General features: G+C 42.8%; 11 protein-coding genes. 9 read left to right on the top strand and 2 right to left on the bottom strand.

The genetic code is table 11. The features are described 5' to 3' along the window. Positions 1–7 precede the first annotated feature (7 nt). The 9 genes from tssM (at position 8) to MKR94_RS12635 (ending at position 13743) form a co-directional block, all read left to right on the top strand. Positions 8–3781: a type VI secretion system membrane subunit TssM gene (gene tssM, locus MKR94_RS12675; protein ID WP_241647234.1), complete on the top strand. Its 3774-nt coding sequence runs from the start codon at positions 8–10 to the stop codon at positions 3779–3781. After that, positions 3778–4476 (top strand): hypothetical protein, encoded by a 699-nt coding sequence (locus tag MKR94_RS12670; RefSeq protein ID WP_241647233.1) that lies wholly within the window; start codon positions 3778–3780, stop codon positions 4474–4476. The genes tssM and MKR94_RS12670 overlap by 4 nt, the downstream gene beginning before the upstream one ends. 71 nt (positions 4477–4547) lie before the next feature. Next, complete coding sequence (locus MKR94_RS12665) at positions 4548–7301, top strand: type VI secretion system Vgr family protein (protein ID WP_241647278.1); 2754 nt, start codon at positions 4548–4550, stop codon at positions 7299–7301. A 48-nt stretch (positions 7302–7349) separates the two neighbouring features. After that, positions 7350–7613 carry a PAAR domain-containing protein gene (locus MKR94_RS12660; RefSeq protein ID WP_241585956.1) on the top strand — a complete coding sequence of 88 codons (264 nt, stop codon included), beginning with the start codon at positions 7350–7352 and terminating at the stop codon, positions 7611–7613. Next, a complete protein-coding gene (locus tag MKR94_RS12655; protein ID WP_241585957.1) occupies positions 7613–8419 on the top strand; it encodes a TagK domain-containing protein in 807 nt (268 codons plus the stop codon). The genes MKR94_RS12660 and MKR94_RS12655 overlap by 1 nt, the downstream gene beginning before the upstream one ends. A 33-nt stretch (positions 8420–8452) precedes the next feature. Continuing rightward, positions 8453–8944: a type VI secretion system baseplate subunit TssE gene (locus MKR94_RS12650; protein ID WP_241647232.1), complete on the top strand. Its 492-nt coding sequence runs from the start codon at positions 8453–8455 to the stop codon at positions 8942–8944. A 391-nt stretch (positions 8945–9335) separates the two neighbouring features. Further along, positions 9336–10394, top strand: a complete 1059-nt coding sequence (locus MKR94_RS12645) for a glycosyltransferase (RefSeq protein WP_241647231.1) — start codon at positions 9336–9338, stop codon at positions 10392–10394. Positions 10395–11257: 863 nt separating this feature from the next. Then, entirely contained in the window at positions 11258–12478 is a 1221-nt protein-coding gene (locus MKR94_RS12640; protein ID WP_241647230.1) for an MASE1 domain-containing protein, read from the top strand. Between the two features lie 5 nt (positions 12479–12483). Further along, entirely contained in the window at positions 12484–13743 is a 1260-nt protein-coding gene (locus tag MKR94_RS12635; RefSeq protein WP_241585963.1) for an HdeD family acid-resistance protein, read from the top strand. A 646-nt stretch (positions 13744–14389) separates the two neighbouring features. On the opposite strand, the gene MKR94_RS12630 is transcribed toward MKR94_RS12635, so the two are convergent. Continuing rightward, positions 14390–15274, bottom strand: coding sequence for a GNAT family protein (locus MKR94_RS12630; RefSeq protein WP_241647229.1), 885 nt, complete (start codon positions 15272–15274; stop codon positions 14390–14392). Between the two features lie 405 nt (positions 15275–15679). Beyond that, entirely contained in the window at positions 15680–15823 is a 144-nt protein-coding gene (locus tag MKR94_RS12625) for a DinI-like family protein (protein ID WP_422047526.1), read from the bottom strand. Positions 15824–16845 lie beyond the last annotated feature (1022 nt).

Raw genomic sequence — 16845 nt, 5'->3', positions numbered from 1 at the left:
ATACACCATGTCAGTATTAAATCGTTTTTTTTCAAGGGGGATCTGGCTTCGGGTGTTACTGATCACACTTTGTCTGTTACTGATCATCGCCTGCTGGTTGCTCGGCCCTTGGCTGGGATTTGGTGAGGCTAGGCCACTTGAATCGGTCTCTTCACGCATTGTCATCGTCGTCATGTTGGTTTTCATCATGGTGGCATACTGGCTGCGCTTACCACTTTTTATATCGCTGACCCTGATGATGCTGGCGCTCATCTGGATTACAGGTCCGTGGTTGTTGATCGGTAAAAGCTATCCACTGAAGCTATCAGGTCATCGTCTACTGCTGATGGCTTTCGTGGCGTTCGCGGCGCTGGCTTATGGTGTCTGGCGTTTTTTACAGGCACTGGCGCGCAACCCCGAACTGCTAAGTCGGTGGCTAAAAAAAACGTCCTCAACGCAGAAGAATATCGCGCAAGCCAATACGGCTATCCACACGGCCGTGACTCGGGGCATGCAATATATGCGTCAGATACAGCAGGTGATCCCTCGCTGGCAGCGTTTTCTGGGCCTACGACGCGCCACGCTTCCGTGGTTTTTAGTGTTAGGCCCAACGTCGGCAGGTAAGACCGCACTACTGTTGTCCTCCGGTCAAGATTTCCCCTTACCGGAGCAATTGTCACGTAAAAACAGTGAAACGGTACCCACCGATAGTTGTGAATGCCTGTTTACTAACCAAGCTGTTTTCATTGACACGGCGGGTCGGTTCGTTAGTGAAACGCATGACGCGCATGAGGAGTGGAAGAGTCTGCTGTCTGCGCTGAAAAAAAATCGCCCTACCCAAGGGGTTAATGGGGCGATTGTCGCACTATCGGTTGAGGATATTCTGCACAAAACCCACTCCGAACGTCTGGCTATGGCTGCAGCACTGCGTGGAAGGATCGGCGAAGCCCGTGAAAAGCTCGGCGTGCGTTTTCCCGTTTATGTGATTGTCACAAAACTCGACCTGCTTAGCGGCTTTACAGATTTTTTCCGTAATCTAACGCTCGCGGAAAGGGAACAACTTTGGGGAGTCACACTCGACTGGGAAAATGCGTTACCGCACGCCTCTCAAAATCTTAATCATCAGTTAAAACAGGAATTTGACCTGTTGTATCATCGTCTGAGCAGCGCGGTTTATCTGCGCCAGCAGGAGGAGTATGACGTGGGTGATCGCAAGCGATTGTATGCTTTTCCCGACGATTTTTCCCAGCTTGCTAGCGTAGTTAATGAGATGGTCAATAATATCTTCTTTGCCTCACGGTATGACGAGACTGACGTTTTTTCTACACTACGTGGTGTCTATTTCACGAGTAGTTGTCAGCCACAGCGCTTTTCATTGTTCAATAATAAAACGCTTTTACAACGCTGGTATCAGTTGGTCAATACGGGAAAGTTGTCTGCTTTGCCTGCTGATAAACGTTCGCTCAGTGAAGATCAGGCGCTTCTCAGCGAAAATGCTTGGAGTAAACACTACTTCCTGACGCAACTTTTCGGCGAAGTCATCGGCTGCGATGGTGATTTGGTCCGCCATAACGTACAGCAGCATGCAGCTAACCGTCTGAAAAATCTGTTTGGGCATCTTGCCTGCTGGGGAGTAGCGGTAGGGCTTATGCTCGCACTGGATACCAGTTATAAGCTCAACCATGACTATCTCACTACGTTAGATAAAAAAGTTAGCCAGATGGCGCTTCAGCTAGCTAACTATACGGATGAAAAGGCTGAAACTAAGTTAATGCCTCTACTCAGTACAACACAGGGGCTTGCTAAATATCCTGGACTTAACCTCACCGATCCAGATCTAGCATGGCGTTATGGTCTTTATACCGGATATACCCTCACTGCAGGGACTGATTCGCTCTACCACCACGTATTAAAACACTATCTGCTCCCTGAACTGGTTAAAAACGCACATGATGATTTACAGCTTGCGCTGAAAGCCTCCGACGATCAGCGTGTCTGGATGGCATTGAAAAGTTATCTAATGTTAACCCGCCACACCGTGGGGGATTACGCCTGGCTGGCTAGTTACTTAAGTCATCGTTGGCTACAAAGCCGTAGATTTAGCGGTGTGGAAGATATTGAACCTCTGCAGCACTATCTGAACGATCTGTTCACTCTACAAGCATGGCAAAAACCGCTGCCACCTGCAGATGACACCTTGATTGCACAGGCGCGGGCGCGGCTGCGGGAAAAGGATGAAAGCGCGCGGCTTTTGCAGCGTATAGAACATGATAGTGAAAAAATAGCCCCCGCGAATCTAACGTTGCGGGCGATAACGGGTACTGAGTCCCCGCAACTTTTTTACCTGAGTGATAACGAACTCAATCAGCAGGGAATTCCTGGGTTTTATACACGAGCCGGTTGGGAACGGGTGGTTAAAAAAAAAATGCTGACATCCCTACTGTCGTTACAGCGTGAAGATAGCTGGGTGATAGGTGAAAAGGCAGGACTAAAAAGTCTGTCGGATCTCCACAACCGAGTGTTGACTCAATATCTGAAAAACTACGCTGCCTATTGGCAGCGCTTTCTCGATAACTTACGGCTGATCTCACTGGAGGAACCGGCTGATGAGGAGAATGATGTATCGCTCAACATTGGGTTATTACGCACAATGATTAGTGAACACTCTCCTTTAACCGCCGTTTTCCATCGTGTCGTCAACGAGACAACGCTGAGCACTAGTTCCTTATCGGGAAACCATGAATTGAGTCATGAGGTAAACAAAGGATTTATCGATCGGGCCCTGATCAAACAGCTGCTGGACGATCGATTTGCTGGTCTACGTATCTTCGTATTAGGAGAAAACAGGAAACAGGATGCGCCGACAGACCTGCTGCAGACTCAGGAAAGCGGTTTTAATGGCGTATTAATGTTACTTCGCGATCAGTACACGCGTTTTGTGATCTATAACAGTGCCTTTGCCAATATAAACGGTCAGCAGATGGCGATGGACAATGCAAAAATGGGAGCCCAAGAAGCGACTTGGCCCACTGCGGTCAGAAAGGTGGTCTCCCCGCTGCTGTCAGCGACTTTTAGTAAAGTACAGCAGCGAGATATTGCGCGCAGTACTGAGGCGATTCGTGACGGACTAGGGGAGATCTGTCGTCGTCATTTTCAGGGGCGTTATCCCTTTGCTGACAGCAAACGTGAAGTTTCTGTCGCAGATTTTGTCAGGTTTTTTGCACCGGGGGGCATGGTTGACAGCTGGTTCAAGGATAACTTGGCAGAAAAAGTTGATACTTCTCGTTACCCATGGCGTTTTAAAGGGACTAGCAATGTTGAGGGGCTTGCTTTCTTTGAGCAGGCAGCCACGATTAAAGCGTTATTCTTTTCTGGCGGGGATAATCAAAAACCGGCACTGAGTTTCTCTGCCAGTGTGCGCTCTCTCGCGCCTGAGGTCAGGGAGTTTATTCTGAGTTTCAATGGCGAAACACTAAAATATGCTCACGGCCCACTCTCGGTACAAGCACTGTACTGGTCAGCTGTGCGTCAGGGGAGTGATATCAGTATGACGCTGCGAGAGGATCAAGCAAGCGCATTGCCTGATTCGCATTGGCAAGGACCTTGGGCGCTTCTGCACTGGCTGGACGCGGCCGAAACCATTCGTGATACCCCTGAGGGTAATCTGTTACTGCAGTGGGGGATTGGGAAAAAGCGCGTCGAACTGCAGCTGGACGGACTGGCGGTCGATGGGGCAATGCCGGGCGATATACTTCGTGACTTCCGCTGCCCTGAGACGGGGACACAGGATGAGGTCATATGATTAGGCGCTTATTCTTTCCTGTACGAATTACCGTATGGCTGAGTGGTCCTTCACCCTCAATGCGCCTAAAACCCTGGCATTATCGCCGTGCGCGGAACATCGTTGAACGTCTTAATGCGTTAATCATGCGCCAGCCTCTACCGCTGGTCGATGCTCGAGAGCTCAATAATTACCCCTGGTGTTTCGTCATGCCTGAAAATGAGAAATCGAATAATTCCTATATCTTAGGGGCTTTTTTGCCGCCGGTATCACCCGATGTTGGCGTATCTCAGCTACTGTACGTGCGCACTAGCCATCGGCGCATTCTCCGGCAGTTAGTCTCTCCAATCGGTTTACCATTCTGGCTTGCCCGGCTGCTATTATCTCTGCTGCACGGCGGCGCAAGCACATTACAGCGAAAGGAAATTCACGAAGCCTGTCATCTGCTTTCACGCACGAGGTATGTTCAGGTCAACGGTAAACTCAGTGACTGGCTGCCTTCGCAATCCCTTTTGTTTAGTCAGCTGTGCTGTGTCCGTTGTGAGGCGGATGAGTGGCTAAACGAACAACACGGTGTTCGCCATATGCCGTGGCGTAACTGGCCTTGCTGTACGGCCAGCGATATGTCTGTCTGGTTATGGCGTCAAAGCCGCTTCGGCCGGATGCTCGATTCCCAAATAATCAGAACCGGACATCCCATTGATGAAGTGCGATAGTTGCACTTTGCGATATTAACAGGTTAGTAGGTAACACTATGTCGCGAACAATTATGTTGCATAGCTCAGCGATGCCCAGGCTAATGAACCAGCCTGCGCTAGTGCTGACAAAACTCGAAGGTGAAGAAGCGTTCTCAACGCTCTACACCTACACACTGACGGTGAAAACACCCGACGATCCTGATATTCCTTGGCAAGCCGCTTCAAATATTGATTTGAAAGCGTTGATTGGTAAGGAAATGACAATCACTATTGAGCTAGATGGCAATGGGTTAGGCACGTCGCGTGGAAAGGGGAAAAGTACTCGAGAAATCTCCGGACTGGTTGAAAAAGCACGCTATGTGGGCCGAGATGCCGCGCAAGCTATGTATGAGATTATTTTACGTCCATGGCTTTTTCTTGCCGAGCTGACGACCGACTATAAAATTTTTCAGGCTAAAAATGTCGTAGAAATCATTGATGAGGTGTTGTCCGAATACAATTTTTCTTATGAACGACGTTTGACAGATGTCTACCCTGTGCTCGATTTCCAAGTGCAGTATGGTGAAAGTGATTTCGCTTTCATTCAGCGACTGATGGAAGAGTGGGGAATTTATTGGTTTTTTGAACATCATGAGGCCAAGCATAAGCTAGTTCTTGTCGATCATGTTGGCGCACACCGATACAGTGACAGTCAGGCCTATCAAGTCATTCAATATCTTCCCGAAACCCCAAAGGCTGAGGAAGAATATGTTCGGCAATTAATCCACCAAGAGGCCCTTACAAGTGGTCGCTGGGTCACCAACGATTATGATTTTACCAAATCACGTGCAGATATTTTGGCGATGGACGTCAAACCCCGCAAAACTCACCACAATGATATGGAAATATATCAGTGGCCAGGAGATTACGATCAGCCTGATATAGGGGAAAAACTGGCGCGTGTACGAATTGAAGAACTCGGTGCACAGGGATCTAGGGCCTCGGGGAGTGGCGAGCTACGCGGCCTAGCTTGCGGTATCAATTTTACACTAAAAGGCCATCCAATTAGTAAGGCTAACAGGGAATACATGGTTATTTCCAGCCGGTTCATTGTTCAGGAAACCGAACAGCGCTCACAGCAATGGGATTTTTCGGTTGAATGTGATTTCACCGTTCAGCCAACAACGAAGATCTATCGTCATCCGCAAACCATCGCTAGGCCTCGTACGCACGGTCCTCAAAATGCGATTGTCGTGGGGCCATCGGGAGAAGAGCTTTGGACAGATAGCTATGGTCGCGTAAAGGTGCGCTTTCTGTGGGATCGTTACGGTAAAAATAATGACGGTGATTCTTGCTGGATTCGAGTCAGTCAGGCTTGGGCAGGAAACGGTTTTGGTGGACTTTACATCCCGCGTATCAACCAGGAAGTGATTGTTGATTTTATCAATGGCGACCCTGACAGGCCGTTAATTATTGGTAGTCTTTACAACAATATCACTAGCCCTCCTTGGGATTTGCCGGGTAATGCGACCCAAAGTGGATTAATCAGCCGCACGCTAGGCGGCGGCAAAACGAATTTTAATGGCATTCGTTTTGACGATAAGCCCGGTAAGGAAAGTTACTGGGAACAGGCTGAACGCGATATGTCCCGTCTGACTAAAAATGACGAAAAGCATGTTATCGGCGCTAACTCAGAACTGCATGTTGGTGAAAGCCGTCGTGAAGTTATTGCGCAAGATTTCAACAAGAATGTAGCAGGGATGAGTATCACGTCGATTGGCGCTGCCTCTATGCTAAGCGTTGGAGCGGCGCAAATCTCTTCAATAGTCGGTGCGCGTGCGGTCAACGTGGGGGGAGTTGATAATAAAAATATTGGCGGTGCAAGTCTAGTCAATATCGGAGGCTATCATGCTATGTCAGTAGGTGGGGCGTGGCAGAAAGAGATTGGCGGCGCAGCCTCTCTAATCAGCGGCGGACACCTTGAGTTTGGTACCGGTGGGGAGCTGATTCTGACTGGGAAAGTGATTAAAATTATCGGCAAAGAACGCGTGGTCATCCAGTCTGATTCGGTTGAACTGAATCCCGGTGATGACGATGAATGCGGAGGAGGAGGCGGTGGTGGAGGGCTTGCGGCTTTAACATCTTTGGCTGCACTAATCGCGTTGAAAGGGGCAATTGCCTTACCCCTTCCACTACCTAATTTACCGATCCCCGTGCCAGCACCGACGCCAGCGCCATCGCCAACGCCAACGCCAGCGCCATCGCCAGCACCGACGCCAACGCCGACGCCAGCGCCATCGCCAACGCCATCGCCAGCACCGACGCCAACGCCGACGCCAGCGCCATCGCCAACGCCAACGCCAGCGCCAACGCCAGCGCCATCGCCAACGCCAACGCCAGCGCCATCGCCAGCACCGACGCCAACGCCAACGCCGACGCCAGCGCCATCGCCAACGCCAGCACCGACGCCAACGCCGACGCCAGCGCCATCGCCAACGCCAGCACCGACGCCAACGCCAACGCCAGCGCCATCGCCAACGCCAGCGCCAACGCCATCGCCATCGCCAACGCCAGCACCGACGCCAGCACCGACGCCAACGCCAGCACCGACGCCGACGCCAGCACCAACGCCAGCGCCAACGCCAGCACCGACGCCGACGCCAGCACCGACGCCAACGCCAGCGCCAACGCCAACGCCAGCGCCAACGCCAGCACCAACGCCAACGCCAGCACCGACGCCGACGCCAACGCCAGCACCGACGCCGACGCCAGCGCCATCGCCAACGCCAGCACCAACGCCAACGCCAGCACCGACGCCGACGCCAGCGCCAGTGCCGACAGGAACGTTCAATCCGCCACCCTAATAGGTGGGGATGTCGTTAGAGGTGAAAACTTACACTAGGAGATAATCTATGTTACCAGCAGCAAGAGTAGGGGATATCATTTGCCACGGAGGGGCCATCGCGAGTGGTTCGTGTAATGTCACTATCAATGGACTCCCTGCTGCTATGCTTGCCGCGAGCGCAACAGCATGTGGATTGCACGGCGGCGCGGTCATTGCCAGTGGGTCGGGAACGATCACAATTAATGGCTATCCTGCTGCACGTATGGGTGACTGTACAGCATGTGGGTCCAGTATCGTGACCGGTTCAGATAACGTTTTTATAGGCCAATAATGATGCAATTGTGTATAGACTGGCCACTACCTCGTATAAATGGCGATCCACAGACGGATCGATTGCCTGAACAGACGGGGTACTTCTGTTTGATCAGTGCAACATTTACTACAGCCCTCTCCGGAGGGCTCTATGATGTTTTATATATCGAACGAACCTCGTTTTCAGTTGTGCTGACTTGCCATAGTCAGCGCTATCAATGCCTAGTAAACGATGTAGCGCTGCAGCCTAATGAACCTGTTACGCTTAGGCCAGGTATGATAATTCAGGCCGGCCAATTCCTGTTTAGCGTTAAGGCGATGCAGCGGGACACTGCGCCGGAATCGATGACGAATGAACTCATCGACGTCTCATCGCTCCTGCCTCACGGTGGACACTATACAGGCTGGCATACTGCCAACGGTGAGGGAAACGATTTGCTGGACAACGATGATATTTTGCGACAACTGAACCGCGAATATAAATATTATTTACTATGGGGGGAAGGTGATACATCCGGAAAAGATAAAAATAAACCGCGACAGGATTATGTTCTTAAGAGTGACGATGAGTTGTATCACTGTATTCAACAAGTAAAAAATCAGACGGTTTCTGAATGTGTTTTGAATACCTCAACCCTCGGTAGCCGTATCATTCAGGAGTTAACAGACTCTACCGATATGATTGAACCTGAATGGGAAGAAGAGTCTCCGCCGGATATTCTTTCAGTGCTAGCCCCCGAGCATCTTAAAAGGATCAAACGCAGTGATATTTCAGAACTGACGTACAGTGACCTGCATAAATTGGGACTATACAGTCATCTTTAGTGCAGGGCTATGCTGACTTTCTTGGAGGCATTAATGATAATAAGCAATAAGTCTTACCCACCGTGTTTACTTCAGCGTTTACTGGATGATGAGCCGCGTACTTCCACTGAATCCGCTAGAGGGAAGTTTGATTATGATGAACGTAGAATGCATGCCATCATTAAGGAAAATATTACCGATATTTTGAATACCGTAAACAGTGAGAAAGCGGTAAACAGAGAGCGATATCCTCACCCTGCGGCATCTGTCGTGAATTTTGGTATAGCCGCGATGGTGGGGGAGTATTCCATGGCCCAACGGTGGTGTCAGCATGAACAGCAAATCCGTGAGGCCATTATTCGATTCGAACCCCGGATCGCCGCTGAAACACTGGTAATTGCACTTTTGGGTGATATTCAGTCACCAGCCTGTAATGGAATTATTCACTTTGAAATCAGGGCAATAGTTCAACTAAGTTCATACTCTTTTGGCCTTAGACTTAACGCACATTACGATATCGAGAACGAGTCAGCAGTTATTAAATAAAATGAACTTTTTAATTTTTGCACACGCCAATTCAGCTAGCCCAGTGCGAAGACTCGGTTAGCGGAGTTGTTTATTGACGGAATGTGGGGGCGAATCCAAGAGCTTGGGTAACTGTCTATCAAACGAGTGGATGTGAATACCTCTGGATCGCAGTTGAATTATTAATAACTCAGCAGCGGTTAGTCACTACCGAGGCATTAACCCATCACTGAATGTATAGTACTGTGAGTACCATGAAATAGATGAATACTTATTATGAACGTGACTATTTTTATATTTTTACTCAAATTAGGATAAAAAAACGGATTCATCCCTAGCGAATGCCATAGGGAATTTTTATTTATCATTAGGGAACTTGAATGCTACTATATTATAAATATTAGGAATGATTATGACTGTGTGGATAACTGAAGCAGATGTGCCAGAAATATTATATACCCAATCGAGTGGCTATATAGCTAACAGAGATATGGCTTTTTTTTCGTCACAGCTCGGAATTAAGTCTCTTAGATACAAAAAAATTGGTATTGAAAACGCGTGTCAATCTTTCATTGACGATGAGGTTGAAAATATTCTCTCCCCGATATTGCCGGGTGATATCGTTTTTGTCCAGTTTCCAACCTGGCTGAATTATCAAGTTGAGGATTTTTTAATAGAGAAATTATTATCACTACCAGATGTTAAAGTTTGTCTAATATTGTGGGACGTAATTGCTTGGCTCTTTGATGACAGTGATAGAGATTTTACTAAGGATAGAGAATTTCGATTAATGAATCAATCTCAATTGATTATCTCGCCAAATGAAAAAATGACTGAGCGGCTGGTGAAAGATGGAGGGATAAAAGCAGAAATTATCAGTATGGGACTCTCAGATTATAATTGTGTTAGTCCACCTTCATTCAGGAAGGTTTTTAAAAAAGAACTCACCTTTGTTGGAACACTTAATAAAACTGATTTTTCCCAGTATGATGGAAAATTATTGATTAACTTAATAGGAGATCCTGAGCAACTGACAGCAGAAGAGAATGGAAAAACTAATTTGAATATCATTGGAGAGATACCTAATAGCGCTCTTCCTCGCTACCTTAATGCTGGTTTCGGTTTAGTTTCTTACCATAACAGAGACAAAATCATAGAAAAAAGTTACTTCAGTGGAGCAGAAAGATATGGTCAGTTAAATAATCCTTTGAAACTTTCACTTTATTTAGCCTCTGGGCTTCCTGTTATTGTTGATCGCTGTTCGCCACATGCTGATCGTATTCTTAAAGAAGGATTGGGGTTAGTTATAAATGAGCTAAATGATATTGATGAAGTGGTAGGGGGGATTAATAAATCGCACTACAATGAGATGCTTGAAAATACATGGAAGTACTCAATTAAATTGAGGTCAGGTTTTTTTACTAAAAATGTTATGAGAAAAGCAATACTCTATCTTTCAGACCAAAGTTGATAACCCTAATTTAGAGAGTGATAGGATCAAAGCGAAAGAGTTATTTTTTATCATTTATCATGCGTGATGAGAGGAAGTTAAAAGCCAACACTTTTAAACCACTTTTTGCATAGACTACAGGGATGTTCAGTCCTATCAGCCGATCGCGCTGTGATCGAAGCTTCTTCTGAAAAAATTGTTCTGAAGGTCGAGCCAGCCAGAAAGATTGTATGAAGTTTCGAGTTGCCAAATGCATTATGAAAAAAATTGTTTATAACATATAAAATATTATAATGAAGTTATAAGTAGGAATGATAGCGTTAGGAGAGAAGTAAACACCCTAAGGCCAGACGAGAGTGTAGAAATTTCCGCATAAATTCGTCACCGATAGCAATTGAACATCTACAACTATAAAAATAATAGAATCTATGATAACAGGCATATGTTAGATAAAAATTTTGTCGATTACTATTACTATAGGGTTTTGTGATAAATTCATACGATAATAATCATTACAATACTGTAATTACAACGTCATCGTCGTCAATTTGTCGTATAACAAAATAGAAATAAAATTTGAGGTTGATATCGGTATGAATCACTACTAATTTCATAGCATATGTTGTTGTAGTATAAGCAATACTTGCTTGAATGGTATCGACGATATCAGTGTTCATCGTGTGATTATTGGTACGATGATGTTCAGTGGTAAACTACAGCATTTCACGATAATCTCATGAGTGAATTTTGAAGGCTATGTAAGAAACACGGCACATTATGATGGATATCTATGGTATAAGAGAAACGTTTATATTTTATAAGATAAACACTTCATAGAGTGATATTATAAAGTGAAAAGGCAATTACCGATAAAGGTTTATCATATGGGATGGAAAGATTCATTCAGAGTAAGGGCGTTGATTTGGATTGTAGGATATTTTATCCTCGCTATGATCTCCCTTAAGATAGATGATCCAAGTGATCGGATTTCTGTTGTGTGGTTTGCCAGCGGATTAGCCACGAGTTCTCTGATTTACGAGGAGGTTAATAAATGGCTAATGCTAAGTGTTTTATTTTTAGTTTCGAGATTATTTTTGGATGCGATATTTCAACATGACCTATTAGTATCCATTGTAATTTCAATGATATCTATTTCTTGTGATATTGCTATTGCATACTGCGTAAAAAAATTCAAAAAACAACCTATCCAAATCGGTGTTTTTGTATACTGGCTTATTCCCTTGATCGTAGTGAGTTTACTTTCCGGATTTTTAGTCACATTTTTCTTAAGCCATAAGTATGAAGTTGTTTTCTTCAAGTCGATAATGACATGGTCATTATCTAATATTATTGGCAGTATTATTGTGACAACCATATTGACTGGTATTATCTCTAAAGACTTTAAGACTCTTAGTTTTACTAAGGTTACTCTGTCGTCAATACTTACTATTATCATCGCTATTTTTATTTTCAGTTCTCAACCGGTTAATGAAATAAATGTTGGTGTTGAGTACACGATAGCATGTGTACCAATATTAATGCTTTCTATTATCTATGTAACCTTAGGCTCGAGATGTGCATCGATTTGTTTTACTTTGGTTTGTGTGATTTCAATATACTTTTCGCTTAATGAACGTGGTCCTTTTTTAATCAAGGGGTTATATCATGGAGAGTCCATTAGTGTCATACAATATTACCTCACAAGTATCGCTGTATTGTTAATATTTGTTAAATTACAAGTTATAAACTCCAAAAGAGTCGTTTTCAATATTGAGGAAGAATTCTGCTCTTTTTATATAGATGTAAAAAATAGAGTATTGATATGGGACGAGGCAGGAAAAAAGCATTTAGTTTCGGACGTAAAAAAAATAATACCGAATCTAGACGGTTTATTATCATCCTTTGATGAAGGTCTTAAACAACGACTCAACATAATCTTTGAAAACAAAGAACGTCAGTTAAAAGGCTGTTATCCTACGTATCATGCAAAAATCAATAATCTTGCTTTATCGATTGATGGCAATGAGTTGTATGAGTATATGACAAGTCATGGAGTAATATTAGCAGGGAAACTGTATATATCTAACAGTACAAATAAGGTGTGATTTATATGCTTAAGGTTTCACTTATACTAATGGGAACTAGTTTTGTACGGAAGTGTTCCCCTGTTGTCGGGACTTTGGGTGGAATATGGGCGAGTGTTGGGTTTTATATATTTTTTTTAGGGATGACTTCCGATTTTAATTTTCCAGCTAATCCACTTGTTATCATTTTATTGCTTGAAAGCTTGATTACCTTTACTAAATTATCTTGGTGCGACAGGGGATTGGTCACAATTTACGTTTTTAGAGGGGGGTTTTTCCTTTTTATCTCATTACTAATGTTACTTTCCCATCACATGAGTGATTTATTCATGGCGATAATCTTTGGTATATTTTGTTTTATATCTGGATTATTTTTAATTATCTCTTCGCATGTCGTAAGGTTTCCCCATTGGAAGAGATCGATGCTTTCAGGGATTTTACAAATAGCATTCTCTATTTTTTTGTTTCTACCTTATCCTGAACGTCACGATGGGACTGTTCCCCAATTCATTGGTATGATGATGTTTATCGGAGGGGGGAGATGGCTAATTACTGCGCTGAATTTGAGAAAAGTGGACGATATTTATAGCTTCTTTTCTTTCTTTTCTTCAATTGACTGTTTTATGAATAAGAAAACTAGTGAGGACCTGACTAAATATAATGTGTTCAGCGAGAATAAGTTAACAGTCCACGTTTGGACACCGTCTGGATCATCGAAATCAGAGCCAATTCGTAATCCCCTTATCAACAGATACATCGCGGCAATCGACAAAGAGGGTAATGTCTCTACTGGTCATGCAGCCTTGGAGGTAAATACTGGATTATATATAAGTTTGTATCCAAAGTATGATATAGATAGAACTCCGTCTGAGTTTTTGAATATTGTAAAAGCTATCAAAAATAACGATGTGGAGGGGATATTTAAAGATAGCTATGTATCCGAATCAGCAGCGTGGTGTGGCTCTGATAAAAAAGTTCATTTCGAAAAGATAAATAGATATTGTTTAGATGTATTTTGGGAAGATTATAAAAAAAATACATCTTATAACCTCACATGGAGAAATTGTTCGAGTAGCGTCGCCTATGCACTTGAAGCTGCATTGAATGGCATATGTTATGGAAAATTTTATTGGTACAATTTTATTCTTTTATTTTTCATTCCCGAGTTGTGGATGGCCGCACAACTGAGGAGCCGGGCGTTAAACATGGCATGGACACCGGGACTAACGCTTGATTATGCCAGGTGTTTACATGCTATTTCTAGAAAAATTTCTAATCGGAAATAGATTTCAAAGACCTCTTTGATAAGCGATTGGTGACTGAGTGTACTAGGGGGTAATTTCTCCCCCCATCTCTTACGATGGAGTGGTCATTTCGGTACGCATGACGAACGACAATAAAGATGCTGGAATTATCTAGCCAAGTATCTAAACGATAGCTTGCCAACTCGGGGCCGTTATTTTAATCATAAGGCGGCATTCAATAGCTTGAGAAAAAAAGTGAGGGGCGCGGAGGGTAAATTATTCTTTGGGCTATCCAAACCTATTGCTATAGTTGTTTCTAAGAACGTTAGAGCATGTGACACACCAGCGTATAAATTTTACAGTTTGGACACTTATAATGACCGAGATGATGAAGAGAAAACTCAAGTAATCAGATGGTTACCTGATTTTGGTAGTGAACTGGTCATAGTTGCACCAGGATGGGATAGGCTTCACTTCTCAATATAAAGTTAGAGATAAAAAGGCCCCTAAATTTCTGGGCCATTGAGTAAGGGGAGTATATTCATCATACAATGATATCATTACCTGCCAACCTGTCGAAAATTTATCCCCAATGAAGAGTCCCTTATCTGCGAAAAAATAAAATATTTTCTGTCATTAAAATAATCATTAAGTAGATAGCTTTAAAATTCAATATGGAAGAATTTTTTTAGAAAATAGCCTTACCTAACTTTATTTCATTTGCCCAAATATTCTTATATGACCATTTTTTATTCGATCTACCGATACTAAATATAAATTCTTTATTCGAGCTCTGACAAATTTTCTTTGCTTCAGTGATATTTACTGATAGTAAAATACTTCCAAGGCTAAAATCTTTTATCCTTGAATCAAAACTACCATTATGATCATCAAAATATATCCAATCATTACACTCAGCCTTATAAATCAAATCGTACGCACAGGGCTTCCCATTGAATATTAATACGTTACCAAAAATCATGGGGCGAATGGACTCAATAAAATATGAAAGCGCTTCAACTTCTTCTTCATAATATTGATTATCCCACCGCTCACCCATTAATGAAAGATAGATACTACTTAGCTCACGACTACTAAATGATGCAACAGATAAAACCTCACCACCATTGGAAAGAAATTTTTTTAACTCAGCTTGTCTTTTTTTCTGGCTTTTTTTAGAAAAGCTATCTTTGACAATACAAACAGCCCTACGATTCAGCAGGCCATAATTTGTATTAACAAACTGTTTTTGGTGTTTGATAGACAATGCTTTAGTTTTAACAGGAAGATAACACCCCCCCTTTTCGGGGCATATAGGGAGTATTATGTCTTCAAAAAGGAGCGGTATTTTATTGTAGTGATAACTTAAGTTTGAATTTTTATCAGTAAAATATGCACCTACAACTTCACCATTGACTATTTTATGAAAAAATCGAATTTCATCAGGACTAATCTTTTGAAGAAAATCTAACATAATCGGATGACTACAAACGGAACCTCCAAATTTCTCGTAGGCTCTGCAATAGGTTCTGTAGTCTGACAATTCCCAGCCAGATAATTTTTTTAAAATCATGCCTCTCAGGTCTCCATAACTTTCTGCTAGCAAAAAAAAGATGATAGTCGATTAACAATGCCCTTAAATATTCTTGGTGCTGGGGCACTTAGTGAGCGTTATCGTTGATACGGCCCTTCAATTGTTTATTATTATTTAGCTAACTTTTTACTAAGTGAAAAATGGTATCAAATAATTAATATCTAAAAAATAAACATAGAGTAAATTAAAGTCATCTACTGCTTAATAATCGAAGTAAACTGCCTATATGTTCAGCGTCGATAACCTTTATCGACGCTACTCGTTATCACTCAATTCGTACCACCGACAGTTTCTAGTTCATTCGATTGCAGATTCATATATAACATGATTTCGCACAAATTTTTTGGCTTTATCTTTATCTGGGGCTCTAAAGACTGACAAGCTCTAATTGCTTGATGGTTTTACAATAACCTCTATATCAGGGAAAACAAAGCCTATTCTTTTTGTCATCTCGCGCTGTAAAGCATCCAAAGATCCCACAGGCATCATTTTTACTTTATCTTTAAAAATCTTTATTTCAAAAATCACTACATATCTCCACACTCAGATTGAGTACAAATAATACTGTGTATATATACAGTTTAAATGTCATTGTCTGATGGTAGAGCAAAAATCAGTCACATTGCTATTAAATACAAAAATATAAATAAATTATTACCCCAAAACTAAACGTATAACTATGCTTTATAAGCACTTAGTGGATCGAGGCTCTGACCATTCATCAGGTGTTTTTTGTACAATAAAATAATAATAAACAGTTAGTTAAATTATGATTCTGCATATAATACTCCGTCATATTTGGTGAGATTATTGAGGGAGCAGGATGGGAGTTCGAAAGACATAAAAAAGCCCCAGACCGAATTCTAAGTTTTTTTTCTTACGCTCGGAGCCGCGGCTCTTTTGCGTATCTTTTCATGTCCCATCATCGTCTGGTCGATGTCTGGGTACAGTGTCCAAGTACTTGATTTCTCTAGCTCTGTCCGGTCACTGTCCAACCATGATTGGTGGGCTGGCGGAAATTGATTTAAAATTACAGTGCATTGTTATTAAAGTGTTTTTTCTTAAATTCAATTTTCATTGTATACCTAAACGTATACCAATCTATTTCTATCAAGGGCGAAAGTATGATTGATAAGCTGAATCTTCTAAACATAAAATAAAAAAATTAGTTTTTATGAAAAATCCTACACACTGTTCACCTTTAGAGTTTTCTTTATATTTTTTCATAGCGTTAAAGGGTGAAGGATGGGGTGAAGAGTGAACAATTATTCTACACCTCTGGTGGGAGATGTAATTGATTCGACAATATTAATGGGGTGGGGGCTGTTTATTGTTTAAAGATTAGTTTAATGAAATTTTTAAAAACCGTCCGTTATTTGTATGCTTTCATAGTTTAATAAAGTAATAGATTGAATTTTAATGATACTTTAAGATGATTAGTTCAAAAAAGCCTTCACTATTCTCTAATAGCATACTGAAGGTTCTCTATCTTTAATTATTTATTTGCATTATCTTTATTTTGAATTTACTGCAGTCACTCACAGTGCATA

The sequence above is a fragment of the Rosenbergiella metrosideri genome (assembly GCF_022602565.1).
Classification (GTDB): Bacteria; Pseudomonadota; Gammaproteobacteria; order Enterobacterales; family Enterobacteriaceae; genus Rosenbergiella; species Rosenbergiella metrosideri.
The sequence above is the reverse complement of the archived record's forward strand: the minus strand, read 5'-3'. Positions and strand labels throughout refer to the sequence as shown.

Coding starts and splice junctions, on each gene's coding strand:
- tssM (WP_241647234.1), top strand. CDS start 8: ATGTCAGTATTAAATCGTTTTTTTTCAAGGGGGATCTGGCTTCGGGTG.
- MKR94_RS12670 (WP_241647233.1), top strand. CDS start 3,778: ATGATTAGGCGCTTATTCTTTCCTGTACGAATTACCGTATGGCTGAGT.
- MKR94_RS12665 (WP_241647278.1), top strand. CDS start 4,548: ATGCCCAGGCTAATGAACCAGCCTGCGCTAGTGCTGACAAAACTCGAA.
- MKR94_RS12660 (WP_241585956.1), top strand. CDS start 7,350: ATGTTACCAGCAGCAAGAGTAGGGGATATCATTTGCCACGGAGGGGCC.
- MKR94_RS12655 (WP_241585957.1), top strand. CDS start 7,613: ATGATGCAATTGTGTATAGACTGGCCACTACCTCGTATAAATGGCGAT.
- MKR94_RS12650 (WP_241647232.1), top strand. CDS start 8,453: ATGATAATAAGCAATAAGTCTTACCCACCGTGTTTACTTCAGCGTTTA.
- MKR94_RS12645 (WP_241647231.1), top strand. CDS start 9,336: ATGACTGTGTGGATAACTGAAGCAGATGTGCCAGAAATATTATATACC.
- MKR94_RS12640 (WP_241647230.1), top strand. CDS start 11,258: ATGGGATGGAAAGATTCATTCAGAGTAAGGGCGTTGATTTGGATTGTA.
- MKR94_RS12635 (WP_241585963.1), top strand. CDS start 12,484: ATGCTTAAGGTTTCACTTATACTAATGGGAACTAGTTTTGTACGGAAG.
- MKR94_RS12630 (WP_241647229.1), bottom strand. CDS start 15,274: ATGATTTTAAAAAAATTATCTGGCTGGGAATTGTCAGACTACAGAACC.